Source organism: Pseudomonas sp. IT-P395, assembly GCF_949767675.1.
Taxonomy (GTDB): Bacteria; Pseudomonadota; Gammaproteobacteria; order Pseudomonadales; family Pseudomonadaceae; genus Aquipseudomonas.
Genome location: NZ_CATKPW010000002.1, coordinates 89148 through 115348, shown reverse-complemented (window position 1 = coordinate 115348; position 26201 = coordinate 89148). Strand labels below are relative to the sequence as shown.

The 26201-nt window shown below is 58.5% G+C and carries 24 protein-coding genes; 13 read left to right on the top strand and 11 right to left on the bottom strand.

Annotation, left to right across the window (positions count from 1 at the left end; genetic code table 11):
• Positions 1 to 109: 109 nt before the first annotated feature.
• Positions 110 to 1732, top strand: a complete 1623-nt coding sequence (locus tag ACM6IN_RS01690; protein ID WP_007910646.1) for an MFS transporter — start codon at positions 110 to 112, stop codon at positions 1730 to 1732.
• Between the two features lie 55 nt (positions 1733 to 1787).
• Here ACM6IN_RS01690 and ACM6IN_RS01685 read toward each other — a convergent pair whose 3' ends face one another.
• Both ACM6IN_RS01685 and ACM6IN_RS01680 read right to left on the bottom strand, forming a co-directional pair.
• Positions 1788 to 2156 carry a DUF427 domain-containing protein gene (locus tag ACM6IN_RS01685; protein ID WP_123374916.1) on the bottom strand — a complete coding sequence of 123 codons (369 nt, stop codon included), beginning with the start codon at positions 2154 to 2156 and terminating at the stop codon, positions 1788 to 1790.
• Between the two features lie 807 nt (positions 2157 to 2963).
• Positions 2964 to 4370, bottom strand: a complete 1407-nt coding sequence (locus ACM6IN_RS01680) for a serralysin family metalloprotease (RefSeq protein ID WP_414915281.1) — start codon at positions 4368 to 4370, stop codon at positions 2964 to 2966.
• Between the two features lie 277 nt (positions 4371 to 4647).
• On the opposite strand from ACM6IN_RS01680, the gene ACM6IN_RS01675 reads away from it, so the two are divergent.
• The 3 genes from ACM6IN_RS01675 to ACM6IN_RS01665 all read left to right on the top strand — a co-directional run bounded on the left by ACM6IN_RS01675 (position 4648) and on the right by ACM6IN_RS01665 (position 7982).
• Positions 4648 to 6591, top strand: a complete 1944-nt coding sequence (locus tag ACM6IN_RS01675; RefSeq protein WP_414915280.1) for a DNA topoisomerase III — start codon at positions 4648 to 4650, stop codon at positions 6589 to 6591.
• A 48-nt stretch (positions 6592 to 6639) separates the two neighbouring features.
• Positions 6640 to 7143, top strand: coding sequence for a GNAT family N-acetyltransferase (locus tag ACM6IN_RS01670; protein WP_414915279.1), 504 nt, complete (start codon positions 6640 to 6642; stop codon positions 7141 to 7143).
• 509 nt (positions 7144 to 7652) lie between these two features.
• Positions 7653 to 7982, top strand: coding sequence for a hypothetical protein (locus ACM6IN_RS01665; protein WP_414915278.1), 330 nt, complete (start codon positions 7653 to 7655; stop codon positions 7980 to 7982).
• A gap of 257 nt (positions 7983 to 8239) precedes the next feature.
• Here ACM6IN_RS01665 and cynR read toward each other — a convergent pair whose 3' ends face one another.
• Positions 8240 to 9127 carry a transcriptional regulator CynR gene (gene cynR / locus ACM6IN_RS01660; RefSeq protein WP_123374913.1) on the bottom strand — a complete coding sequence of 296 codons (888 nt, stop codon included), beginning with the start codon at positions 9125 to 9127 and terminating at the stop codon, positions 8240 to 8242.
• 121 nt (positions 9128 to 9248) lie between these two features.
• Here cynR and cynS point away from each other — a divergent pair, with 121 nt between their 5' ends.
• From cynS to ACM6IN_RS01645, 3 genes are all read left to right on the top strand, one after another.
• Positions 9249 to 9716, top strand: coding sequence for a cyanase (cynS, locus tag ACM6IN_RS01655; RefSeq protein WP_016982959.1), 468 nt, complete (start codon positions 9249 to 9251; stop codon positions 9714 to 9716).
• Between the two features lie 81 nt (positions 9717 to 9797).
• Positions 9798 to 10034, top strand: coding sequence for a DUF2790 domain-containing protein (locus ACM6IN_RS01650; RefSeq protein WP_007910995.1), 237 nt, complete (start codon positions 9798 to 9800; stop codon positions 10032 to 10034).
• A gap of 12 nt (positions 10035 to 10046) precedes the next feature.
• A complete protein-coding gene (locus ACM6IN_RS01645; protein WP_007910997.1) occupies positions 10047 to 10706 on the top strand; it encodes a carbonic anhydrase in 660 nt (219 codons plus the stop codon).
• A 122-nt stretch (positions 10707 to 10828) separates the two neighbouring features.
• Here ACM6IN_RS01645 and ACM6IN_RS01640 read toward each other — a convergent pair whose 3' ends face one another.
• Positions 10829 to 12331, bottom strand: coding sequence for an aldehyde dehydrogenase family protein (locus ACM6IN_RS01640; RefSeq protein ID WP_414915277.1), 1503 nt, complete (start codon positions 12329 to 12331; stop codon positions 10829 to 10831).
• A gap of 199 nt (positions 12332 to 12530) precedes the next feature.
• Positions 12531 to 13439 carry a glutaminase B gene (gene glsB / locus ACM6IN_RS01635; RefSeq protein ID WP_007911001.1) on the bottom strand — a complete coding sequence of 303 codons (909 nt, stop codon included), beginning with the start codon at positions 13437 to 13439 and terminating at the stop codon, positions 12531 to 12533.
• 138 nt (positions 13440 to 13577) lie between these two features.
• Between glsB and ACM6IN_RS01630 the strand changes: the two genes are divergently transcribed.
• Positions 13578 to 14066: a GFA family protein gene (locus ACM6IN_RS01630; RefSeq protein ID WP_007911003.1), complete on the top strand. Its 489-nt coding sequence runs from the start codon at positions 13578 to 13580 to the stop codon at positions 14064 to 14066.
• A 102-nt stretch (positions 14067 to 14168) separates the two neighbouring features.
• Here ACM6IN_RS01630 and ACM6IN_RS01625 read toward each other — a convergent pair whose 3' ends face one another.
• The 3 genes from ACM6IN_RS01625 to ACM6IN_RS01615 form a co-directional block, all read right to left on the bottom strand.
• Positions 14169 to 15455 carry an ATP-binding protein gene (locus tag ACM6IN_RS01625; RefSeq protein WP_007911005.1) on the bottom strand — a complete coding sequence of 429 codons (1287 nt, stop codon included), beginning with the start codon at positions 15453 to 15455 and terminating at the stop codon, positions 14169 to 14171.
• On the bottom strand, positions 15456 to 16163 hold the full coding sequence (locus ACM6IN_RS01620; RefSeq protein WP_007911007.1) for a response regulator: 708 nt from the start codon (positions 16161 to 16163) through the stop codon (positions 15456 to 15458).
• Positions 16164 to 16408: 245 nt separating this feature from the next.
• Entirely contained in the window at positions 16409 to 17017 is a 609-nt protein-coding gene (locus ACM6IN_RS01615) for a tRNA-(ms[2]io[6]A)-hydroxylase (RefSeq protein ID WP_414915276.1), read from the bottom strand.
• Positions 17018 to 17176: 159 nt separating this feature from the next.
• Here ACM6IN_RS01615 and ACM6IN_RS01610 point away from each other — a divergent pair, with 159 nt between their 5' ends.
• Entirely contained in the window at positions 17177 to 18040 is an 864-nt protein-coding gene (locus ACM6IN_RS01610; protein WP_414915275.1) for a universal stress protein, read from the top strand.
• An 87-nt stretch (positions 18041 to 18127) separates the two neighbouring features.
• On the opposite strand, the gene ACM6IN_RS01605 is transcribed toward ACM6IN_RS01610, so the two are convergent.
• On the bottom strand, positions 18128 to 18598 hold the full coding sequence (locus ACM6IN_RS01605) for a DUF1289 domain-containing protein (RefSeq protein WP_038366489.1): 471 nt from the start codon (positions 18596 to 18598) through the stop codon (positions 18128 to 18130).
• Positions 18599 to 19066: 468 nt separating this feature from the next.
• On the opposite strand from ACM6IN_RS01605, the gene acnB reads away from it, so the two are divergent.
• Positions 19067 to 21676: a bifunctional aconitate hydratase 2/2-methylisocitrate dehydratase gene (gene acnB / locus ACM6IN_RS01600; RefSeq protein ID WP_042704862.1), complete on the top strand. Its 2610-nt coding sequence runs from the start codon at positions 19067 to 19069 to the stop codon at positions 21674 to 21676.
• Between the two features lie 303 nt (positions 21677 to 21979).
• Here acnB and ACM6IN_RS01595 read toward each other — a convergent pair whose 3' ends face one another.
• A complete protein-coding gene (locus ACM6IN_RS01595) occupies positions 21980 to 23260 on the bottom strand; it encodes an HAAAP family serine/threonine permease (RefSeq protein ID WP_007911014.1) in 1281 nt (426 codons plus the stop codon).
• 548 nt (positions 23261 to 23808) lie between these two features.
• On the bottom strand, positions 23809 to 23991 hold the full coding sequence (locus tag ACM6IN_RS01590) for a hypothetical protein (RefSeq protein WP_414915274.1): 183 nt from the start codon (positions 23989 to 23991) through the stop codon (positions 23809 to 23811).
• Between the two features lie 241 nt (positions 23992 to 24232).
• Between ACM6IN_RS01590 and ACM6IN_RS01585 the strand changes: the two genes are divergently transcribed.
• The 3 genes from ACM6IN_RS01585 (at position 24233) to ACM6IN_RS01575 (ending at position 26186) form a co-directional block, all read left to right on the top strand.
• Positions 24233 to 24616 (top strand): tautomerase family protein, encoded by a 384-nt coding sequence (locus tag ACM6IN_RS01585; protein WP_414915273.1) that lies wholly within the window; start codon positions 24233 to 24235, stop codon positions 24614 to 24616.
• Positions 24617 to 24834: 218 nt separating this feature from the next.
• Complete coding sequence (locus ACM6IN_RS01580; RefSeq protein ID WP_007911018.1) at positions 24835 to 25359, top strand: cysteine hydrolase family protein; 525 nt, start codon at positions 24835 to 24837, stop codon at positions 25357 to 25359.
• Positions 25360 to 25703: 344 nt separating this feature from the next.
• Positions 25704 to 26186: a DUF4822 domain-containing protein gene (locus ACM6IN_RS01575; protein ID WP_095111555.1), complete on the top strand. Its 483-nt coding sequence runs from the start codon at positions 25704 to 25706 to the stop codon at positions 26184 to 26186.
• The last annotated feature ends 15 nt before the right edge of the window (positions 26187 to 26201 follow it).

Sequence of the window (26201 nt, the reverse complement as noted above, 5' to 3'; positions counted from 1 at the left end):
GATCGCAGCCTGCGGCAGCTCCTACAAAGAACCGCGTTTAATTCAAGGCATCACCCGGACACGCAACACCAGTGGAACAACAAAAACAATCACTGTGAGGGATACCGATATGTCAGAACACGTTCAGCCGTTGGACGCCGTGCGCAGCGTCGAGACCAGCCCGGATACACGCAAAGTCATCTTCGCTTCATCACTGGGGACGGTGTTCGAGTGGTATGACTTCTTCCTCTACGGCGCCCTTGCAGCGGTGATCAGCAAGCAGTTTTTCGCCGGGGTCAACGACACCACGGCGTTCATCTTTGCGCTGATGGCTTTCGCTGCAGGGTTTATCGTGCGGCCATTCGGGGCGCTGGTGTTCGGTCGGTTGGGGGACATGATCGGGCGCAAATACACCTTTCTCGCGACGATCATTCTGATGGGCGTGGCGACGTTCTGCGTCGGCCTGCTGCCGACCTACGCCAGCATCGGCATCGCCGCGCCGATCATTCTGGTGGTGCTGCGCATGCTGCAGGGCCTGGCGCTCGGCGGTGAATACGGCGGCGCTGCGACCTACGTGGCCGAGCACGCGCCGATTGGCAAACGCGGCTTCCACACCAGTTGGATTCAGTCCACCGCGACCCTCGGCCTGTTGCTGTCGCTGCTGGTGGTGCTCGGTTGCCGCTATTTCACCGGCGATCAGTTTGAAGTCTGGGGCTGGCGGATTCCGTTCCTGCTGTCGATCGTGCTGCTGGGCATTTCCACCTGGATCCGCCTGAGCCTGCACGAGTCGCCGGCGTACCTGAAAATGAAAGAGGAAGGCAAAACCTCGAAAGCGCCGATCCGCGAATCCTTCGGCAAATGGGAGAACCTCAAAGTCGTGCTGATCGCCCTGTTCAGCATCAACGCCGGGCAAGCGGTGACCTTCTACGCGGCGCAGTTTTACGTGCTGTTCTTCCTCACCCAGTTCCTGAAAATGGACCCGGCGGTGGCCAACACTTTGTTGATCATCAGCGTGGTCATCGGCGCACCGTTCTTTATCTTCTTCGGCTGGCTGTCGGACAAGGTCGGGCGTAAACCGGTCTTGATGCTGGGCCTGCTGCTGGCCACAGCGCTGTACTTCCCGATCTTCAAATCCCTCGCCCACTACGCCAACCCGGCGATCGATCAGGCCAGCCGTCAGGCGCCAATTACCGTACTGGCGGATCCGGCAACTTGCACCTTCCAGTTCGATCCGGTGGGCAAAGCCAAATTCGACAGCCCGTGCGACAAGGTCAAAACCTTCCTGGTCAAGCAAGGCCTGCCCTACTCCAGCGCCGCCGCCCCGGCTGGCAGCGCCGTGCAAGTGAGCGTCGGCGACGTCAAACTCGACGGCTTCGATGAGGCTGCCCTGCGCGGCGCGATCACCCTCGCCGGCTACCCGCAACAGGCCGATCTGCAGCAGATCAACAAGCCAATGATCGTCGCCCTGATCGTGGCACTGATCATCATCTCGGCCATGTGCTACGGCCCGCTGGCGGCGCTGATGGTCGAACTGTTCCCGACGCGCATTCGCTACACCTCGATGTCGCTGCCATACCACATCGGCAACGGCTGGTTTGGCGGGTTCCTGCCGACGGTGTCGTTCGCGCTGGTGGTGTACACCGGGGACATTTTCTATGGCTTGTGGTACCCGGTGTTGATTACCGGGGTGAGCCTGGTGGTGGGGATGATCTGTCTGCGTGAGACGAAGAATATCGATCTCGACAAGAACTGAAACTCAACCAGAAAAATCAATCGGCGAGGGCTTTGACCCTCGCCGTTTTTTTTGCTCAGGCATCTGCCTTGATCACTTCGAACTTCACCTGATCCGGATAAAACGCCACGTAGTCGCGGATCGGTGCCACTGACACTTTCGGATTCTCGTAGGTCCACACCGCGTTCGCCCCTTCATGCCCCGGCACTTGCAGGCTGAAGTAATTGGCATCGCCCTTGTACGGGCAGTAACTGGTGTGGTCGGTGCGGGCGAAATACTTTTCGTCGATGTCTTCGCGCGGGACGTAATAGACCGGCGGATAGTTGGCTTCGTTGAGAATCATGACGTGGGAAGAAGCGGCAACCTGGATGCCGTGGAATTTCACTATCAGGCAGCCGGAAAGTTGTTCGAGGGCAATGACGGGACTGGGACCGGGGCTTTTCATGGGTTTCTCCTGAATACGGCGAAGAGACCGGTTCAGGTATAGCCCATCGGTTCTGGTTAGGGTGGGTTTACAGCCGAACGGCCCATCAACCTCAGAAGCCCCTCACCCTAGCCCTCTCCCTGAGGGAGAGGGAACCGATTGGGGGATATTGGCGAACTTCACCGACTTGAACGATTGGCTTTGAATCCATAATCGACCCGATTTTTCAGGTCGATGTATGTCGCCAGAGAACTCGGTTGGTCTCCTCTCCCACCGGGAGAGAGAACCGATTGGGGATACTGGCGAGATTCACCGACTTGAACGACTGGCTTTGAATCCATAATCGACCCGATTTTTCAGGTCGATGTATGTCGCCAGAGAACTCGGTTAGTCTCCTCTCCCACTGGCAGAGGGAACCGATTGGGGATACTGGCGAGATTCACCGACTTGAACGATTGGCTTTAAATCCATAATCGACCCGATTTTTCAGGTCGATGTATGTCGCCAGAGAACTCGGTTAGTCTCCTCCCACTGGCAGATAGAACCGATTGGGGATACTGGCGAGATTCACCGACTTGAACGACTGGCTTTGAATCCATAATCGACCCGATTCTTCAGGTCGATGTATGTCGCCAGAGAACTCGGTTAGTCTCCTCTCCCACTGGGAGAGAGAACCGATTGGGGATACTGGCGAGATTCACCGACTTGAACGATTCGCTTTGAATCCATAATCGACCCGATTTTTCAGGTCGATGGATTTCGCCAGACAACTCGGTCAGTCCCCTCTCCCACTGGGAGAGGGTTAGGGTGAGGGCCGCTGCTCAGGCATCACGCAACGATATCAGTCGCCACCGCTTGCCCCACCACACCCACGGCAAAGTCCACCGAACCCTGCCCCGTCAGGTCAACCATCAGGCTGGTCTGATTGGTCTGCTCGAAGTAGGTCAGGATCGCATCGCCCGCATGCCCAGTGAAGCCGCTGACGAAGTTCAACGACGCCGCGCCCGTGGTAAAACCGGCGATCCCCGATAAGTCGATCTTGTCCAGGCCGCTGGTGAAATCCATGATCCAGTCCGGCGCGGTCATGGTCGAGTCGCTGGCAGCACCGAACACAAAGGTGTCTGCACCTGCACCACCCCACAAGGTATCGCCACCGCCACCACCGTAAATGATGTCATTACCGGCACCACCGATCAGTTCGTTGGCAACGGCGTTGCCGATCAGCAGGTCATTGCCTGAACCACCAATGGCATTTTCCACGGTCACGCCGTGAGCGATGGAGACGTTACCCACCAGGCCGCCGACATCGGAGAAGGAACCTTCATTGAGGTTGATCTTCTGGTTCTGGTTGAAGCCGGAGAAGTCCAGCGTGTCATTACCGCCGCCATCCCACACCGAGAAAACCACTTTGGAAGACGCCGAAGTGGCGCTGTAGAAGTCGCGCTCGGCATTGGAGTTGAAACCGTAGGTGGTGTCATCGGCGCGGGTCGCGTAGTTGGCGCCATACAGTTTTTGCACCGCGACGATATCGTCCAGCAATGGCGCCGAAGCATACGCACCGCTGCCGTCCTTGCTGAAGTTCTGCTCGGTGTTGGCTTCGCTCCAGTAGCTCATCAGGCTGTAGCCGCGAGTGTCTTCGGCGTACTTGGCGTCGTTGTAGGTCGGGTTGCCGTTGCCGGCGTTGTAGGCCCCGGGGTGCGACAGGCCGAGGGTGTGGCCGATCTCGTGGGTCAGGGTCTGGCGCCCGTAGTTGTTGGTGTCCGGGGTTTTGTTGACCTGATATTGATCATTGATCAGATACCACGACTGGCCGTCATAACCGCCGCCGCTCGGCAGGTAAGCGAAGGCCGCGCCACCGGTGCTGACGTCATAATTGCCGAAGGTCATGTGGCCATCGCCGCCCTTGCCTTCAGTGAAGGTGACGTTGGCGACATCAGCCCAGGATTGCATGGCCAGCACCGCCTGGGCTTTTTGCTGGGCACTGAACTCGCTGAAGTTACCCAGTTTGACGTTGTAGTTCGCCGGTTTCTCGGTCAGGAAGGTGTAACTGAGGTCGATCTTGCCGTCAGCGTTCTTGTCGCCCCACGACAGGCCTTTGCGCAGGATTTCATCAGCGGCCTGGTCGGCGGTGAATGAGGGTTTGCCATTGACCAGCCCGACGCCACGGTCATACAGGTGGCTGAAGGTATCGATTTCGTCGAAGGCGCTGGTTGTTTTGGATTTGGCTTGAGCCATGATGGACTTCCTTGTTTCTGAGTAGTCAGTGTCGACAGACCACGGCGATCTTCTGGCGAGATCGTCCTGTCACTCGCGTGTTTGAATCGGCGAAAAACCTGACACAGGCGCAAACCGGGCGCTAATCAATTTCTCGATAGCCCTGCCTGCGTCCCTGTATTACCCGTCACCTGCTGCAATGCTTTTTATCTGTATATCCATACAGATAAAAGTTGCCCCTGACGCCAAGTCCGGCCATTCTGTGCACCTGTTCCGACCTTGATCGACGATGGTGGCTATGCGGCTGTACCTCTGTGAAAAACCTTCTCAGGCCAAAGACATTGCGGCCGTGCTCGGCGCCAGGCGTCGGGGCGACGGCTGCTGGCTGGGAACGGACGTCACGGTGACCTGGTGCATCGGCCACTTGCTCGAAACGGCCCCGCCGGATGCCTATGACGCACGTTACAAGCGCTGGGTGCTGGCCGATCTGCCGATCATTCCGGACAAGTGGAAAATGACCGTCAAGCCGCGCACCGCCAGCCAGTACAAAGCGGTCAAGCGCCTGCTCGGCGAGGCCAGCGAACTGATCATCGCCACCGACGCCGACCGTGAGGGCGAGATGATCGCCCGGGAACTGGTCGAGCACTGCCGTTATCGCGGGCCGATCCGCCGCTTGTGGCTGTCGGCGCTGGACGAAGCCTCGATCCGCAAGGCTCTGGCCGCCCTGAAACCCGGGGCAGAGACGTTCAGCCTGTATCACTCGGCGCTGGGCCGCTCGCGGGCGGATTGGCTGATCGGCATGAACATGAGTCGGCTGTTCACGCTGCTGGGGCGTCAATCGGGTTATCAAGGGGTGTTGCCGGTGGGTCGCGTGCAGACGCCGACCTTGCGCCTGGTGGTGGATCGCGATCGCAGCATCGCCGATTTCGTGCCGGTGCCGTTCTGGGCGATCGATGTCGATCTGCTGCACAACGGCACACCGTTTACCGCACAGTGGCGCGCGCCGCCGGATGCCTGTGACGATCAGGATCGCTGCCTGAATCAGGCGCTGGCCCAGCAAGCGGCTGCGGCGATCAGCAGCGCTGCCAGTGCTCGAGTGATCAAGTTGAAAACCGAGCGCATGCGTGAAGTGGCGCCCCTGCCCTTCGATCTCGGCACCTTGCAGGAAGTGTGCTCGAAGAAACTTGGCCTAGGCGCGCAGGAAACCCTCGACATCGCCCAGGCGCTCTACGAAACCTACAAGGTCATCACTTACCCGCGCAGCGATTGCGGCTACTTGCCGCTGAGCCAGCACAGCGAGGCACCGGGGATTCTCGCCGCGTTGCGTCAGGCTGATCCGGGTCTTGAGGCGCTCAAGGGGTTTCTGGAGCCACAACGCAAATCCCGCGCGTGGAACGACGCCAAGGTCAGCGCTCACCACGGCATTATTCCCACCGCAGCGGCGAAAAATCTTGAACGCCTGACCGGCAAGCATCGCGCGGTGTACACGCTGATCCGCGCGCGCTATCTGGCGCAGTTCCTGCCCAATCATGAATACGATCGCACCCAGGCCGATTTCGATTGCGCCGGTGAGGCGTTGCGCGCAGTCGGTAAACAAATCATCGAACCGGGCTGGAAACGCGCATTGCCCGAAGCACTGGCAGCGGCCAAGGGCCGCGAGGCGCCCGCGCCGCAAACCTTGCCGACACTTACGCAAGGCGTGGAGTGCGCGGTGGCTGACGTTAAGTTCAAGGACCTGTGGACGCAACCACCGAAACCCTACACCGAGGGCGATCTGATCAAGGCGATGAAAAACGTCGCCAAACTGGTCGAGGATCCGCTGCTCAAACAGAAACTCAAGGACACCACCGGCATCGGCACCGAGGCCACCCGCGCGTCGATCATTCAAGGGTTGCTGGATCGTGGCTATCTGGTGAAAAACGGCAAGGCCCTCGCCGCCACCCCGGCCGCGTTCAGCCTGATCGATGCGGTGCCCCGCGCAATTGCCGACCCCGGCACCACGGCGATCTGGGAACAGGCGCTGGACATGGTGCAAAGCGGCGAAATGAGTCTGGAAGAATTCGTCACCAAACAAGCGGCGTGGATGAGCAAACAGGTGACACGCTGCTCGAGCCTCAGCCTGACCATCAGCGGCCCGCCACCGGCCGGTAAAGCGGCGGCACCGTGGAAGAAGAAACGCAAATCGACCCGCAGCAAAACCACGGGTACGACAAAACGCACAGCGAAACCGTCAGGCAAATAAAACCCGCTAGTGTTTCTGCAAGGCTCAGCACTTTCAGGAACCCGGCGCATGGCCAATATCGAACTGCACCCTGCTCAGCGCGATGAGCTGGATATCATCGAAAACCTCATGCAGTTCTACATGTACGACTTCAGCGAATGGCTGCCGCTGAAGCTCGCCGAACACGGCTTCTTTTCCATCCAGCCGAAAATCGACTACTGGCGCCACCCGGCCACTCGACCACTCCTGATCCAGGTCGATGGCGAACTCGCCGGTTTCGTGACCGTCGATAACGAAATCCATATCCCCGGCGCAGAACACAACATCGGCTACTTCTTCATCGCGCGACGCTTTCGTGGCCAAGGCGTCGCGCAGTTTGTCGTCTCTGCCCTCTTGAGCCAGATCCCCGGTCAATGGCAGATTTTCCATATCGACGCCAACCTGCCGGCACAGCGCTTCTGGGCTGGGCTCATCCCGCAATTGAGCGGCGGCGAGTTCACCCGCCAGCAGCGTGAAGTGGACGGCTATCCGTGCACGTTCTACCGCCTGCACACGCCTTTTTCCGTTGCCTGAACGGATTCTTTCTCATTCCAAAACAGCTTTGTCCGACAATATGTAGTGAGCAAAAATAATCACTACAAAACCGTTGACGGCGTCGTTTTGCTTTTGCATGATGAAGACGTTCCCCGATCGGGAACATCGGTAACACGCTTGAGCAAACTCGTCTGACCGCCGAGTTGTTTTTTCCGGATACACGCTGCCCACAAGGCAGATTGAAGAAGCTGACCTGGCCTGAACGTCCAGTACAAGGACGAGAAGCGCTGGCGAAAATTCTCAAGACGCTTGTGGTCGACACGGTAAATGTCGTCAAGGAGCCTCCCGGTTTTCGCTGCTTCTCCTCGTTGTGACGCTATTGCGTAGCAGTTATTCAACACGACTACATGCACAGATGCACGACCCCGTACTTCACACGGGCGAGCGCTGACGTCCTGGTTTCGGTGCCAGGGATCAACTAACCGATGGGCTACCTGTATTAGCGAATCAACTTTGAAAGATCACCAGACTGGTCAAGGGGCAAAATCATGAATCTGAACAATCAACCTACTATCGAAGAACTGGCTCGTATGTTCGCTGCGCAGAAAGACAGCCACGACAGCCATATTCTCTGGATCAGCAAGTCGGGGCAGGTGCATATCGACTGCCTGGCGACCCATGCTGACGAAGACGAGTTCGACCGCAATCATCAGAACCTGCTGGCCCGCCTGAAGATGTACCGCCGTGGCCACGGTTATGTTGGCAAGAAGGCTGCGGCCGACAAGGACTTCATCGGTAATGTTCTGCAAACGCTGAAACAGGCGTGGGAATCGATGCAGAACAACAATGAAGTTCGGGTGATTGATCGGTTCTGCTGAGTTAGTCATTAAATAATTGAAAGGCCTGCTTCTTTAAAGGAAGCAGGCCTTTTTTTGTTCGCTTGCATTGATTTGGCGTGACTGGAATTGTAGCCCCTCACCCCAGCCCTCTCCCGAGGGAGAGGGAGCCGATCGAGTTGTATAAAGTCATCCTTTAACCCGGAACACCGAGTTGATTATGGATTCAGCAAAACACTCTCAGGTCGGCGTATTACTCCAACATCCCTCGGTCAGTCCCCTCTCCCTCTGGGAGAGGGTTAGGGTGAGGGGCTTCCCATGTCCAACACCAACTCCACAAACGCCACTGCCGCCGCACTGTGATAATTATTGCGCCGCCGCAACAACGCAGCCCCACGCTGCGGCGCATCACCTTCAACCCGCAACCGGCGCAATGCCCGATCCTCCGTCGCAATCGCCTGCGGCAACATCGTCGCCAGCGGCGAAAAACGCACCACTTCCAGCAACGTACTCACCGAATTCACCTCGATCCGCACCTGCGGCGTAATCCCGTGCTGCCGGAAATACTCATCCACCGATAACCGCGTAATGAAGTCCGGCGCCAACAAGGCGAAATCCAATGAAGCGATATCCTCCGGTGTCAGCACCGCCACACTGTCATACAGCGGATGCTCCCGCCCAACCATGATCCCCAGCGTTTCGGTAAACGCCGGAATACATTCGATATCGACGTTACGCACCGGCGTAAACGCAATCGCAATATCCAGCGAGTCATCCGCCAGCCCCGCCTCGATGTCGTCCATCGACAGCTCGAAAATCTGCAAATGAATCCCCGGATACCGCGCGGCAAAGTCGCGCACCAACGGCCCGACCAGATAGGCCATGAACGTCGGCGTCATCGCCAGACGCAACGTCCCGCGAGACAAATCCTTCACGTCATGCAACGCGCGCTTGCCCGCCTCCAGCTCCACCAGCACCCGCCGCGCGCATTCGATGTAGGCCTCGCCGGCATCGGTGGGTTTGACCGTACGCGAAGTGCGATCAAACAAGCTCACCCCAAGGGTTTCCTCCAATTGGCGAATCTGCTGCGACAGGGTCGGCTGCGACACATGCAATGCCTCGGCAGCACGGGTGAAGCCGCCGTGATCGGCAACGGCCAGCAGATAACGCAGATGTCGCAGCAGCATGGGAAACACCATCTATAGGCAGGGCTTATGCCAAGCATTGTATATCGGTCTTGGACGCTATGGATCAATCAGCAGAAGATCAATCCCACACAGCAAGCCAACCCCCGAAAGGAGTGACACCATGCAACAGTCCCACGCCTACAACGACACCAGCCTGGCCCTGACCACCCGCGTTCTCGACGCCAAGGCACGCAAAGATCTGTCGTGGCAGGATCTGGCCGACGGTACAGGCCTCAGCCTGGCGTACGTCACCGCCGCCCTGCTCGGCCAGCACCCGCTGCCGGAAAACGCCGCCCAAGTGGTCGGTGACAAGCTCGAACTGAGCGCTGAAGACGTCGCGGCGATGCAGATCATCCCGCTGCGTGGCAGCCTCAGCGGTGTGCCGACCGACCCGACCATCTACCGCTTCCACGAGATGATCCAGATCTACGGCACCACCCTCAAAGCGCTGGTTCACGAACAGTTCGGCGACGGCATCATCAGCGCGATCAACTTCAAACTCGACATCAAGAAAGTCGAAGACCCGGAAGGCGGCTCCCGCGCCGTGGTCACCCTCGACGGCAAGTTCCTGCCCCTGCGTCCGTTCTGATCCGCACCGGCCCGCACCCTGCGTGCGGGCCAACACACCTCAAATGGCTACCCGTCACCAAACACATCTGGAGGCTGCCCCATGCAAAAAATTCTGTTGATTCTGGCCCTGCTCGGCGGCATTTGCGCCCAGGCATCTGCCGCTGACGAGGCCGTTGCCTACCGCTACGGCATGCAACTGGACATCGCCCACGTGCTGAGCATTACCCCGGTTGCCGATGTGTGTGGCGTGGTGCCGGTGGAGATGACGTATCTGGACAGCAGCGGCGGCAAACACATTCTTCAATACAGCGAATTCGGCAGCGGTTGCTCGAACTGAGAGGACAACACCATGAAAAACCTGATTGATGGCTTCCTGAAATTCCAGAACGAAGCGTTTCCACAACGCACCGAACTGTTCAAACACCTGGCGACCACGCAACAGCCCGGCACCTTGTTCATCACCTGTTCTGACAGCCGTGTCGTGCCGGAATTACTGACCCAGCAAGAACCTGGCGAGCTGTTCGTGATCCGCAATGCCGGTAATATCGTGCCGTCCTACAGCCCGCATCCGGGCGGGGTTTCGGCGACGGTGGAGTACGCGGTGGCGGTGCTTGGGGTGACCGACATTGTGATCTGCGGGCATTCTGACTGCGGCGCGATGACCGCGATCGCCAAGTGTAAATGCATGGATCACCTGCCCGCCGTCAGCGGCTGGTTGCAGCATGCCGAGTCGGCGAAAGTGGTTAACGAGTCGCGGCCGCATGCCAATGACGCGGCGAAATTGAGTTCGATGGTGCGCGAGAACGTGATCGCGCAACTGGCGAACATTCAGACCCACCCGAGCGTGCGTCTGGCACAGGAGAAAGGTCTGCTGAACCTGCACGGCTGGGTGTATGACATCGAGACGGGCTCGATCGATGCGCTGTCCTCGGATCGTCGCACGTTTGTGCCGCTGGCCGAGCAACCGGCGACTTGCGCGATCCATGCACAAACCACCCATGCTGCCTGAGCAACTGATCGTTCCCACGCTCTGCGTGGGAATGCCTCCGGGGACGCTATGCGTCCAGTGACGCGGAGCATCACGGGCTGCGTTCCCACGCTGGAGCGTGGGAACGATCACTGACTACGAGATCAGCGTTTTACGGTGAGGTCGATCTGGCTCATCCGGCTACGAACAGTGAATACGCCATCCCCTGAAAGAATCGCACTGCGCGCAAACAAGCGCCCGCTCTCCCAGTTCGAAAGGCCTAGCTCCGGCTTGTTCAACGCATATTGCCCATCGACCCAACGGGTAATGCCATTGCCCACGAACGGAGCATTGACCGCGTTGTAAAAACGCTCCTGAACCTGCGCATCCTCACTGATCAGCGACACGGTAAATTGCGGGCTGTAGCGATTGAACAGCGCAATCGCCTGATCCAGATCGTCAACGATCATCAGGCTGACTTCCGGGGTTTCTTCCCATTCCCACTCACAGCCCAATGCGGATTCCGCCAAGGGTTCTGCCAGTGCTTCGGTCTGATAACCCTCGGCGCGATAAACCTCGACCGTCGCGTTCTGCCACTCACTCGGCAAGCAGCCTTCGCTACCTTCGACGATATGCAATTTGCAGCCCTGGCCACGCGCAGTACCGGCCTGTTGCAGCGCGTCGAGAAACAACGGCACCAGTTCCGCCGCGCGATCACGCTGGATCAGGCAGACATTGAGCGTGTTGCAGACTTTGCGGTCCAGCGAGTTGCGCACCACCGCGGCAAAGCGATTGGCGTCCGCTGCACGATCGGCGATCAACCACGCGCCACCCGTGCCATGCAGGCTGACGGCGGTGCCGGCTTGCTGGGCAATGCTGCCCAACTGACTGACCGCACGACCCGAACCGCGCGCCACGGCCAACGACAAACGCCGATCAGCGAACATCGCCCAACCGGCGGCATGATTGACACTTTCCACCAACGACACCGCACCGGCCGGCAGACCGGCGTCGGCCAGCGCCGGGTTCAAGGCATGAGTGACGATGGCTTGCGCGGTGCCCAAGGCATCGCTGCCGATGCGCAGCACAGCGGTGTTGCCGGTGCGCAAGACACCGGCGGCGTCGGCGAACACGTTAGGGCGTCCTTCGAAGACAAACGCGACGATGCCCAATGGCGAGACAACCTGTTCAACCTTCCAGCCGTCGTGCTCGACGCTGCTGATGACTTTGCCGCGCGTGGCGGCGGCATCACGCCAGGCGCGCAGGCCGGCGATCATGTCGCGACGCATGCGCTCATCAGCGAGCAGCCGGGTGGTGGAGCGGCCGCGCGCTTTGGCCCTTTCGATGTCGGCGAGGTTGGCGGTTTCGATGTGCGCCCAGCACGCCGGGGTTTCCAGTCGTTGCGCAAACAGGTCGAAAAACTGGCTGATGGCCTCATCGGACACCGCCGACAGCGCGGTGAACGCCGCTGCCGCACGCTCGATCGCCACGGACGCTGCTTGTTGATCGGCCACGGGGATCAACAACAGCTCGCCACTGACCTGCTCCACCAGCAGGTGGTCACCGGGTTGAAAGCGCGCGGCCAGTTCGGGGCTGACCACGGTGACGCGGTTACCAGCGAAAGGGATCGGCGTGCCAGCGACTAGACGTTCGAGCGCAAGAGACATGAAGCGAATTCACCATGCAGGGAGCGGCCGGAAAATGTAGCGGATTACTCGATGAAATACACCTCTTCAAACACTTAAGAAACCTGTGGGAGCTGGCTTGCCAGCGATAGCGGTGGTTCAGTCAATTTATAGTGACTGACAGGCCCTCATCGCTGGCAAGCCAGCTCCCACAGGGTTTTGTGGTGTCTGTGTGATCGGATCAGAATACCGACCAGCCAATCCGCGCACTGAGCATCTCCAGCGCCGCCATCCCCGCCAGCGAATTCCCCGCAGCATTCAACTCCGGCGACCACACGCACACCGTGAACTGCCCCGGCACCACCGCAACAATCCCGCCACCGACGCCGCTCTTGCCCGGCAAGCCGACGCGGTAAGCGAAGTTACCCGCTTCGTCATACAGCCCGCTGGTGGCCATGATCGAGTTGACCTGCTGGGTTTGCCGACGTGTGAGGATCTGTTCGCCGCTGTGTTTGCAAAAACCGTCGTTGGCCAGAAAGCAGAACGCCCGCGCCAGATCGATGCAGTTCATGCGCAACGCGCAGTGACTGAAATAGCTGCGCAGCACCGCTTCGACATCGTTGTGAAAATTGCCGAACGACTGCATCAGATACGCCATCGCTGCATTGCGCGCGCGGTGCTGGTATTCCGAGTCGGCGACTTTGCCGTCGATCATGATCTGCGGATTGCCCGACAGTCGGCGGACGAAATCGCGCATCGACAGGGTTGGTGCGGCAAAGCGCGACTGGTTGATATCGCAGATCACCAGCGCACCGGCGTTGATGAACGGATTGCGCGGCCGACCGCGCTCGAATTCCAGCTGCACCAGCGAGTTGAACGGTTGCCCGGACGGCTCGTGACCGAGGCGTTCCCAGATCGCTTCGCCGGAATGATCGATCGCCTGCACCAGGCTGAACACCTTGGAAATACTCTGCACCGAAAACGGCGTCTCGGCGTCACCGGCGCAGTACATCTCGCCGTCGTTGCCGTACACGGCGATGCCCAGCTGATTGGCCGGCACGGTGCCGAGGGCGGGAATGTAGTCAGCCACCTTGCCCTGCCCGATCAACGGGCGGACAGCGTCAAGAATCTCGTTCAACAGCGCTTGCATGCCGGGTTCCGAAGTCTCGCCCCATGGGATTGCGGGGACACTGGGGCTAGACGCTGCGCCCGCCCGTCGAATCACACCGGCCACCATCGCACTGAATGTTCTAGGCTCAAGCGCACATTCAAAAACGGGAGAGCAACCATGCAGCTCGAAGGCTCCTGCCATTGCGGCGAGGTCACGTTCAGTCTCACCAGCGCCCACCCCTACCCTTATCAACGCTGCTATTGCTCGATCTGTCGCAAGACTCAGGGCGGCGGCGGTTATGCGATCAACCTCGGCGGCGACGCGACCAGCCTCAAGGTGCGCGGGCGCAAACACATCAGCGTCTATCACGCGAAGATGAAGGACGCTGACGACCAGCGCGCCCATCGCAGCACCGCTGAACGGCATTTCTGTTCACTGTGCGGCAGCGGCTTGTGGCTGTTCAGCCCGGAATGGCCGGAGCTGATCCACCCGTTTGCCTCGGCCATCGACACGCCGCTGCCGGTGCCGCCGGAGCACACGCATCTGATGCTCGGTTCGAAAGCGCCGTGGGTAGAAGTAGACGCTAAATCGAAAGACAAACAGTTCGACGTCTACCCCGAAGAATCCATCGCCCAGTGGCATGAACGCCTCGGTTTGACCCGCTGAACCGTGCCCCCTGTAGGAGTGAGCCTGCTCGCGATAGCGGTGGATCAGACACACCCATGCTGACTGACCCGACGCTTTTGCGAGCAGGCACAAGCCACAGAACTAATCCAGATGCGCCCAGGTCATTCGGAACGACGCTCCACCCCAGGGAGAATCCCCCACTTCAACCTGCCCGCCATGCGACTGCGAGACGCGGCGCACCAACGCCAGGCCCAAACCAAACCCGCCGGTACGCCGATCCCGGCTGGCATCCAGCCGCGAAAACGGCTCAAAGATCTTCTCTCGCCCGTGCACCGGCACCCCCGGTCCATCGTCGTTGACCCGCACTTCGTAATAATCGCCGGTGCGCACCAGCGACACTTCAACGCGTTGCTCGGCATAACGAATCGCGTTGCGCAGCAAATTGATCACCGCCCGCGCCATGAATCGCGGCTCAATGCGCACGGTGTCGAGCCGGCAATCACCGATCAGCAACTGCACCCCCGCCGCTTCGGCCTCCAGCGCCACGCTGCCAACCACGCTATCAAGCCAATTGGCAGCCTGGATGTTTTCGCGTTTGATTACCGTCGCGCCGCGCTCAAGGCTGGCGTAGGTGAGCAGTTCGGAAACCATCTCCTCCAGCTCGCCGAGGTCGGCGTACATGTCGGCAATCAGCTCGCGGTTCTGGCTGGCGTCCGGCTGCTGTTTGAGCTGGTCGAGTTCAAACGATAGCCGCGCAATCGGCGTGCGCAGTTCGTGGGACACGGCGTTGGTCAGCTCACGCTGGTTGGCGATCAGGCCTTCGATGCGTGCGGCCATCAAGTTGAAGTGCTCGGCCAGATCGCGGATGTTCGAGCGTTTCGACAGTTGAATGCGCACCGACAGATCGTTGTCGCCGAAACGCTCGGCAGCCAGGCGCAGTTTCTCCAGATCGCGCCAGTGTGGACGTACCCAGAAAAACAGCACGATGCCGATCAGCACGGCGATCATCAGGTAGGCAGCGGCGATGTAGAACGGCATCAGGCTCGGCTCGGCCGGCAAGCGGATGCTGAGCAACTGCGGCCCCTCATCAATCGCGGAAATGTACTGGTTGTACTGGTCGCGGATCACCAGCAGCCCTTTGGCCAGTTCGGCTTTTTCCTCGTCGCTCAGGGCCAGTTCAGTGGTATCGACCAGCGTCAGCCCCAAACCGTAATGCGGGCGGATCGTTTCCAGTTGCTTTTCCCGGGCGGTGCCGTCGAGGTCACGCAACTGCTGGCCCAATGTCCATGCCTGGCCGCGCACGGCCTCACGGTTGTAGTCCTGCATCTGATAATCGAGCAAGGCATCAAAGGTGCGCTCGACCGTCTGCAAGGCCAGCACCAGACCCAACGTCATGACCAGAAACAGCCCAAGAAATAACCGCAGCATCTACAACTCCCACGCGAACGGATTGAACAGATAACCCTTGCCCCACACGGTTTTGATGCACATCGGCTCGCGCGGATTGTCTTTGAGTTTGTTGCGTAATTTGCTGATGTACACGTCGACGCTGCGGTTGAGGCCGTCGAAGGCAATCCCGCGCATGCGATTGAGGATGTCGTCGCGCGACAGCACTTTGCCGGCGGCGCTGGCCAGCAACCACAGCAGCTCGAATTCCATGGTGGTCATTTCGATGACCTCGCCCGCCAGCCGCACTTCACGGCAACTGCGGTCAACGCTCAACTGGCCAAACTCCATAAAACTCACCACGTTGCTGTCCGGCACCTGCCGCCGTTGCAACGCGCGCAGCCGGGCCAGCAACACCGGTGGCTTGATTGGTTTGATTACGTAATCATCGGCGCCGGACTCCAGACCGAGGATATGGTCGAGATCGTCTTCCTTGGCCGTCAGGATCACGATCGGCGTGTCCGACACGCTGCGAATTTCCCGGCATACGTGCAGACCGCTCTGCCCCGGCAGCATCAGGTCGAGCACCACGACTTTCGGCTTGAATTCCAGAAAGGCAGCCACGGCCAGGTCTCCACGATGCACCGTACGCACCTCGTAGCCGTGTTGTTCGAGAAAGTGGGCGATCAACGCCGCCAGACGCTCATCGTCTTCCACCAACAGGACTTTGCCAAAACCCAGGTTATCCATAACGCCCGTCTGCCGCCCTTGTGTGAAGTGGTCGGCATTATGGCGGCTTTCATGGCGCAGGCGTTTGTTTCAGGCAGCAAAAACCGGCCGCTTGGGCCGGTTTTCGGTGATGTTTCATACTCTTAAGAGTTTTTAACATTCATGCACTGATCGCTACATCTGTAGGAGCTGCCGAAGGCTGCGATCTTTTGATCCGGCTTCGTCAAAAGCAAAAGATCGCAGCCTTCGGCAACTCCTACACGGAGTCATGCGGTGGCCGGCACGCCGCTATGGAAGCGAAACTCGTCGTCCGGCGACTCGATCAGTTCCTGCTCGGCGGCGCGGACTTTCTCGATGACCTGAGCAATATCCTTCGCATCGCCGTACTGATAGGCCAGTTTCAGATAACCCTGAAAATGCCGCGCCTCGCTTTTCAGCAGGCCAAAGTAGAACTTGCCGAGTTCTTCGTCCAAATGCGGCACCAGCGCTTCGAACCGCTCGCAACTGCGCGCTTCGATAAACGCGCCGACCACCAGCGTATCCACCAGTTTCACCGGCTCATGGCTGCGCACCACCTTACGCAAGCTCGAGGCGTAACGACCGGCGTGGAGCTGGCGCAGTTCGATCTTGCGCCGCTTCATGATGCGCATGACCTGCTCGTGGTGCACCAGTTCTTCCCGGGCCAGACGCGACATCATGTTGATCAGGTCGACGTGGGAATGGTACTTGGCAATCAGGCTCAGGGCGGTGCTGGCAGCCTTGAACTCGCAGTTCTTGTGGTCGATCAGCAGGGTTTCCTGATCGGCCAGGGCGGCCTGAACCCAGGCGTCGGGGGTGCGGCAGCCAAGGAATTCGTGGATTTCGGGAAGGATCATGGGGCTCACGGTAAAAGGTGTTCGAGCGAAGGGCGCCGATTATACCGGCCTGTCCGCAGACCACCAGCGGCTGGCGTTGATATGCATCAAGTCGCGCACGATCGAGCAGCAACTATAGTTGTGCAACGCCGTGCCTTTTCTTTGCTGGAGACTCCGCTCATGCAAGCCATTCGCAGCATTCTGGTGGTCATCGAACCCGAACATTCGGAAAGCCTGGCGCTCAAGCGCGCCAAGTTGATCGCCGGCGTAACCCAGGCCCACCTGCACCTGTTGGTGTGCGACAGGAAACACGACCACGCCGGCATGCTTAGCGTACTCAAGGCTGCGCTGGTGGCCGACGGCTACAGCGTGACCACCGAACAGGCATGGAATGAAAGCCTGCACGAAACCATCATCGATGTGCAGCAAGCCGAGGGTTGCGGGCTGGTGATCAAGCAGCATTTCCCCGACAGCTCACTGAAAAAAGCCCTGCTGACCCCGGCGGACTGGAAGCTCTTGCGCCACTGCCCTACCCCGGTGCTGCTGGTGAAAACCGCAGGTTCCTGGAAGGACAAAGTGATTCTGGCGGCGGTGGACGTGGGCAATGCCGATGGCGAACACCGGCATTTGCACACGACGATCATTGATCATGGCTACGACATTGCCAGTCTGGCCAAGGCGCATCTGCACGTCATCGCTGCGCACCCATCGCCGATGCTGTCGGCGGCGGACCCGACGCTGCAACTGAGTGAAACCATCGAGGCGCGTTATCGCGAGCAATGCCGGGCGTTTCAGGCGGAATTCGATGTCGATGATGAACATCTGCACATCGAGGAAGGCCCGGCGGATGTGTTGATCCCGTTTATGGCGCACAAGCTGCAGGCGGCGGTGACCGTGATCGGCACGGTGGCGCGTACCGGGTTGTCCGGGGCATTGATCGGCAATACGGCGGAAGTTGTGCTGGATGCACTGGAGAGCGATGTGCTGGTGCTCAAACCGCAGGAGGTTGAAGATCATCTGGTGGAGTTGGCGGTGGAGCATTAAAGATCAAAAGATCGCAGCCTTCGGCAGCTCCTACAGGTAGAACGCATTCCCATGTAGGAGCTGCGGCACGCTGCGATCTTTTGACCTTCAGGCGCCAAAGGCGTCTTTGAGGAATCCGGGGGCGATGTAGCGCTGATAGTGCGCTTCCGACAGCAAGAAGAACTCCCGATCAATGGCATCACGCAATTCCGGCAGGTTCCAGTCGCGAAACTCCGGCAGCAACACCATCCCGTAGGCTTCCAGATTAATGATCACCCGCGCGCCACGGGCGATCAGCTGATACGCCCAGCAATACTCCGACTGATGCGGCACGAAGCGGATCTTGCGCTGTTCCAGCTGCTCGCGCAGGCGCGCCGAATCGAAAATCTCGACCTTGCCCGCCATCACTTGTGACAGCAATTGCTCCAGACGCAGCCACACTGCACGCTTTTCCTCCTCGTTGTACCCATTCCAGTGGATCACTTCGTGGTGGAAACGCTTGCAGCCACGGCACACCAGATCACCGTAAACAGTGGAGCAGAGGCCGACGCAGGGGGTCTTGATGGTCTGATTGGGCATAAGATAGGCAAAACACTGAAACGCGGAACAGGTCGGCATGTTAGCCCTTTGTCGGGCATTGATCACCCCTCAAACATCAGGGTCACAGCCGCGCGCGGCATTTGCCCCGGCCACGCGCATTGCCACGAAAGTCCAATAGAGCGCGACTTACCTTTAAATTTTTTTTGCCGTAGAATCAGCCAGCCTTTTAAGGCGCCAATGTCCGTTAGAAGCTGTTTTCAAAGCGTCACGAGCACAGTCGTTCCTTCAGAGCGGTGTTGGCGAGGGATTTTTCCAGCGGGGAAAAATCCACCGCCAACCCTCATCAGCTCCCCGTTCTGCAGGCGTAAAACTTTGAAAGCAGCTTCTGTAAGGAATTGCCGGTAATTCTGGCCGAACGACCCACAACGTCGTGAGGAGCATGAGTACGGCAATTTCGGGATGAGCGTCCCGGACACCCATTTGGGACCACTGATGAGGGTAATAACTGTGCTTGAAGCCTACCGCAAACATATCGAAGAGCGTGCAGCCCTGGGTATCGTTCCCCAGCCGCTTAACGCCGAACAAACAGCAGGCCTGGTCGAGCTGCTGAAAAACCCTCCGGCTGGCGAAGAAGAATTTCTCGTTGACCTGATCACCAATCGCATTCCACCAGGCGTGGACGAAGCGGCCTATGTCAAAGCCGGCTTCCTGTCTGCACTGGCCAAGGGCGAAGTTTCCTCCCCTCTGCTGGACAAAAAGCGCGCTGTAGAACTGCTCGGCACCATGCAGGGCGGCTACAACATCGTGACCCTGGTTGACCTGCTGGACGACGCCGAACTGGCGCCAGTCGCTGCCGCGCAACTCAAGCACACCCTGCTGATGTTCGATGCGTTCCACGACGTGGCGGAAAAAGCCAAGAACGGCAACGCTCACGCTAAAGCCGTGCTGCAATCCTGGGCTGACGGCGAGTGGTTCAAGAACCGTCCGACCCTGGCCGACAAGATCAGCCTGCGCGTCTTCAAGGTTACCGGCGAAACCAACACCGACGACCTGTCCCCTGCTCCAGATGCCTGGTCGCGTCCAGACATCCCGCTGCACGCCCTGGCCATGCTGAAAATGGCCCGTGACGGCATCGTTCCTGATCAGCAGGGCGCCATCGGCCCGATGAAGCAGATCGAAGAAATGCGCGGTCAAGGCTTCCCGATCGCCTACGTCGGTGACGTGGTCGGTACCGGTTCCTCGCGTAAATCGGCGACCAACTCGGTACTGTGGTTCTTCGGCGACGACGTTCCTTACGTGCCGAACAAGCGCGCTGGCGGTTTCTGCTTCGGCAGCAAAATCGCTCCGATCTTCTACAACACCATGGAAGATGCCGGCGCACTGCCAATCGAGTTCGACGTTTCCAACATGAACATGGGCGACGTGATCGACCTGTATCCGCATGCTGGCAAAGTCTGCAAACACGGCACCGACGAAGTCCTGACCACCTTCGAAATGAAGACCCCGGTGCTGTTGGACGAAGTCCGTGCCGGCGGCCGTATCCCGTTGATCATCGGCCGTGGCCTGACCGAGAAGGCTCGCGCCGAACTGGGTCTGCCACCGTTCGATCTGTTCAAGAAGCCGGAAGCTCCTGCTGAAAGCACCAAGGGTTTCACCCTGGCGCAGAAAATGGTTGGTAAAGCTTGCGGTCTGGCAGAAGGCCAAGGCGTTCGTCCTGGCACCTACTGCGAACCGAAGATGACCACCGTAGGTTCTCAGGACACCACCGGTCCAATGACCCGTGACGAACTGAAAGACCTGGCGTGCCTGGGCTTCTCCGCTGATCTGGTGATGCAGTCCTTCTGCCACACCGCGGCGTATCCAAAGCCGATCGACGTGACCACCCACCACACCCTGCCTGACTTCATCATGACCCGCGGCGGCGTTTCCCTGCGTCCGGGCGACGGCATCATCCACTCGTGGCTGAACCGCATGCTGCTGCCAGACACCGTCGGTACCGGTGGTGACTCGCACACCCGTTTCCCGATGGGCATTTCGTTCCCGGCCGGTTCCGGTCTGGTTGCGTTTGCTGCGGCCACCGGCGTTATGCCGCTGGACATGCCGGAATCGATCCTGGTGCGCTTCAAAGGCAAAATGAAACCTGGCATCACCCTGCGTGACCTGGTTCATGCGATTCCTTACTTCGCTATCCAGAACGGCCTGCTGACCGTCGAGAAGAAAGGCAAGAAAAACGCCTTCTCCGGCCGCATCCTGGAAATCGAAGGTCTGGAAGGTCTGACCCTGGAGCAGGCGTTCGAACTGTCCGACGCCTCGGCCGAACGTTCGGCTGCCGGTTGCACCATCAAGCTGTCGAAAGAATCGATCACCGAGTACCTGAACTCCAACATCACCCTGCTGCGCTGGATGATCGGCGAAGGCTACGGCGATGCTCGTACTCTGGAACGTCGTGCTCAAGCGATGGAAGCCTGGGTGGCCAACCCGGAACTGATGGAAGCCGATGCCGACGCCGAATACGCCGAAGTCATCGAAATCGATCTGGCCGACATCAGCGAGCCGGTCCTGTGCGCGCCGAACGACCCGGACGATGCCCGTCTGCTGTCCAGCGTTGCTGGCGAGAAAATCGACGAAGTGTTCATCGGTTCGTGCATGACCAACATCGGTCACTTCCGCGCTGCCGGTAAGTTGCTGGATCAGGTCAAGGGTCAGCTGCCAACCCGTCTGTGGCTGTCGCCGCCGACCAAGATGGACGCTCACCAACTGACCGAAGAAGGCTACTACGGCATCTACGGCAAGGCTGGCGCACGCATGGAAATGCCAGGCTGCTCGCTGTGCATGGGTAACCAGGCACGCGTTGAGCCGAACAGCACCGTGGTGTCGACGTCGACCCGTAACTTCCCGAACCGTCTGGGCGACGGCGCGAACGTCTACCTGGCTTCGGCTGAGCTGGCGTCCGTTGCTTCGATCCTGGGTCGCCTGCCGACCGTCGAGGAGTACATGGAATACGCTGGCAAGATCGACAGCATGGCGGCCGATATCTACCGCTACCTGTCCTTCGACCAGATCGCCGAGTTCCGTGAAGCTGCTGCGAACGCCAACATCCCGGTCGTTCAAGCCTAACGTAACAACGCAATGAAAAACGCCGCCCATCGTGAGATGAGCGGCGTTTTTTTATGCCTGATGGAGGGTGGTTGTCTGTTCGGGCCTCATCGCTGGCAAGCCAGCTCCCACAGGGGTTTATGGCGTTTTCAAGAGGCTGAGTTTTACACATGACCCTGTGGGAGCTGGCTTGCCAGCGATGGCGGAGTGTCAGTCGACATCGTTGCCAATGACTCACCCCTTTCGCGAGCAAGCTCAGCTCCCGAGCCAAAAAAAACCGCTGTGCCCGGGCAGGCACAGCGGTTTTTATCGATTGAAGCCGTGTTACATCGTCAGCTTGTAAACCAGTGCCGAAATCGCTACCAGACCTACCGCCGTCACAAACACGTTAGACGCCTGACCACGATAGCGTGCCATCGCCGGAACCTTGCGAATCGCATACATCGGCATCAGGAACAGAATCGCCGCGATTACCGGGCCGCCTACAGTTTCGATCATGCCCAGAATGCTCGGGTTCAGCGTCGCGATGATCCAGCAGATCACTAGCATGAACGCCGCCACGATACGATCCAGTGCCTTGGCGCTCGGACGCTTGCCGCTCTTCACGATCAAGCCTTTCAGGCCCTCACTGGCACCGATGTAGTGACCGAGGAACGATTTGGAGATCGCCACGAACGCAATCAGCGGCGCCGCAAAAGCGATGGTCGGGTTGCTGAAATGGTTGGCAAGATAAGACAGGATCGACAGATTCTGCTCTTTGGCTTCCGCCAATTGCTCTGGCGACAACGTCAGTACGCAACTGAACACGAAGAACAGCACCATCAGCACCATCAACGCGTGTGCGCGGGACAGAATCTGCGAGCTGCGCTCTTCAGCGTGGACGCCGTAACGACGCTTCTGATCGACTGCAAACGCCGAGATGATCGGCGAATGGTTGAACGAGAACACCATCACCGGAATTGCCAGCCACAGCGTGTGCAGCAACGCAGACGGTGCCGGCACGTGCGAAGCGGTGGCGAGGATGCCGCCGTTCCAGTGCGGAATCAAATAAACGGCGAGAAACAACAGCGCGACAATAAACGGATAGACCATCAGGCTCATGGCCTTGACGATCGCCTGCTCACCACAACGTACCACCGCGAGCAGACCGAGGATCAACACGAACGACAGCAGCGCGCGCGGTGGCGGTGTGATGTGCAGTTGATGCTCGAGGAAACTGGCGACCGTGTTGGTCAGGCCGACGCTGTAAATCAGCAGGATCGGGAAAATGGCGAAGAAGTACAGCAGCGTGATCAGCGCACCGGCCTTGATGCCGAAATGCTGCTCGACCACTTCAGTGATGTCGGCGCCTTCGCGACCGGAAAGCACAAAGCGGGTCAGGCCACGGTGGGCGTAGAACGTCATCGGGAACGCCAGCAGCGCGAGGATCACCAGCGGCCAGAAACCACCCAGCCCTGCGTTGATCGGCAAAAACAGTGTGCCGGCGCCGATGGCCGTCCCAAACAGTCCCAACATCCAGGTGGTGTCCTGGCGATTCCAGCTCGAAAGTTCAGCGGGTGCTGCTGCATCAAAGCGCTCTTCGACGCTATTGGCCTGATCATTCATCCGGTCGGATCTCCGCATTCCGGTCACTTGCCACTCGGTCAGGACGCGTCGGAAAAAACCGACAGACATGCTCCGGCCGAAACAGGGGCGCGATTCTCCGTGATAAATGAGCAGAAGCAAAGACTTAGCTGAGGAATGGTTGTGCGGAGCAGATCAGCGGGGTGTCGTTTTCGGATTAATAGCTGTCGCCCCCAGCTAAGTTGAATGTCGCTTTTAGCGCGCATCCAAGCTAAGCGGTCTCTGGAAAACATTTCAGATCGAACGAAGCACTATCGTCCCGATGGTGATGACGACCAGCGCAAATATTGCCCCCATACTGAACCTGAATAATTCTGAGCGAATCTCAGCCGGGGACAGACCTCTGGCCTCTTCAGCGAACTCGGCGTCCTCTCGTCGAAGTCGTTCAGCTCTGGCTTTAGGGTCCTCTATGTACATGTTTATTGTCCTTTGCGAGGTCACGAGACCAATCTGTTATGTAAACCGTTGTTAAGCATCCGGAACGCTTGAACACAAGCAATGATGTGTGAAGCGCTTCATTTAGAGCTTGGTCAATATCCCGATACAGCTGTAATCGCAGTCAGCAGCCCCGTGCCTACCGCTACCGGGTACCAGAACCTTTCTCGCTTTAATTTGTTTTCCTCAGCCATAAGCTTGCGCCTCTCGACAATGAGCTTGCGTGATTCGTTTTGTAGTCTTTCGAGTTCCAGATTTTCCCGATCATTCTGAAGCATGCGCCTTCCTTGGCTATTGGCAGCCGTTACCTTGGCTGCTTTGTACCCTCATGATTTCGCATTGATCACCTGCCGGGTAGCGGACGAGTCTGGCGGTTTCGTAGGCAAAATCCGTGAGTAAAGTAGGCAGCCTCATACAGTGACTTTTAAGGAACTGCGTCGATTTCAAGCCCCCAATCCTTTCAATTTGCCCCACATGATCTAGCGTGAGATGAGTCCCCTGCCCTGCGGAGCCTTCCCCATGCCACTGGTTCGTGTCGACATCAGACAAAACCCCGACCCCACTTTCGCCAAACGCATCGGCGAGCAGATCTACGCGGCCCTGCGCAGTTGTATCGATGTGCCCGAGCACGACAACTTCCAGACCCTCACCGAGCATGATGACCAACACCTCGTCTACGACCCGCAGTATCTGGGGATCCAGCGCAGCGATGGCGTGGTGTTCATTCAAATCACCATCAGCGAAGGGCGCACGGTGGAGAAAAAGCAGTTGCTGTTCAAAACCATCGCCGAAAGCCTGCACACACAATTGGCGGTGCGCCTGGAAGACGTGTTCATCAATCTGGTCGAGGTAAAAAAAGAGAACTGGTCATTCGGCAATGGCGTCGCGCAGTACGTCACTTGACCCGCTCATTGACAGCCCGTTATCAGCGCCAGCATGATCGGCCCATGAACATTCGCGCGCTGCAACTCACCCGTACCACCACGACCGCCACCGGCGGGTCGTGGTGTTTCTGTCTGAGGTAACCCCAGCGCAGCAAACCCAAGGCCCCGCCAGCAATGGACGGGGCCTTGTTGTTTCTCCCGTCCGTGCGGCATCTGCAGCACCCAAGGAGAAACACCATGCCCGCAGCACTGTTGATCATCGATATGCAGGTCGGTCTGTTCCACGGACCGGAAAAGCCCTATCAGGGCGAACGGATTCTGGCCAACATCCGGCGCCTGGTCGCTCAGGCCCGCGCGACTCAAGTGCCGATCTTCGCCGTGCGCCACACCGGCCCGGATGGTTCACCGATTGCCGCTGGCAGTCCATTCTGGCAATTGTTGCCAGCGCTTGAACTGGACGCTGACATCGACACCCTCTTCGACAAATCCCGCCCCGATGCTTTCCATGGCACTGACCTCGCACAGCAACTCAAAGCCGCACAAGTAGAAGACCTCTATGTGGTCGGCATGAAAAGCCAGTTCTGCATCGACAGCACCTGTCGCAGCGCTGCCGATCTGGGCTTCAGACCACTGCTGGTCAGCGACGCCCACACCTGCATGGACACTGCTGCGCTATCGGCCGAAGCGATCATCAACCATCACAACGCCACCCTCGGTGCCGCTTTCGCACGGTTAATCGACAGTGCGGAAGTGAAGTTCTAAGGAAGCCTCCCGAAATAGACGCAACTTCACTTGCTGCGGTTGCGTCAACCAGACATTTGTTACGGCATCCCTTGTCCTACGGCTTCGTGTAATCAGTTAATGACGCCAGCGACGTTAACCACAGAAAACGCCAACAAACAAACCAATCAACCAACAAACTTTCAGAATAATCCTACAAGTTAAACAGCCACAAATACTCATAACAAAATATTACTTAAAATCGAATACCAGCCATTTGTTACAAACAACTACCCAGCCATTGAACAATATTCCATGGCAGGTCTATATTTTTATCGCTCCGAATTCGAAGACTAATAATTCAAGTGTGATCAAGAGGACACAGCATGCACAAGAACATGATGACCGGCCTGTTGTTGGCCGCACTGCTTGCGCCGCTCGCCAGCGCCAACGCCGATGTCCGCGAGCTGGCTTCTTCGCCACGATGGCTGACCACCAAGGTCTATATCGACGGCGCCCCTGAAACCGACGTCAAAGCGAAGTACCCCGGCGTCGTTGGTATATCGACGTGGGATCCCGAGCGCAATCGATACGAATTCTTTTACACCGATACAGGCGAATCAAAGTACAACAATGGCGGTGGCGGGTATTTCTTTGTCACCGGCGATCAGCAACAGCACATTCTTGTGCCGGATATCGGCCCGACCAAAACATGGGTCAGGCGTTTGGAAACACTGAACAAACGTGAGTTCACTTATTCTCGGGAAGTCCCCCGCGACATGGTCGACAACAATCCTCTTGTGCGCATTCATGTCGTTCACGCGCCCTATACCGGAACGATAGAAACCAAGTCCGCCATCAAACAATAAAACCAGGAGTTCGCT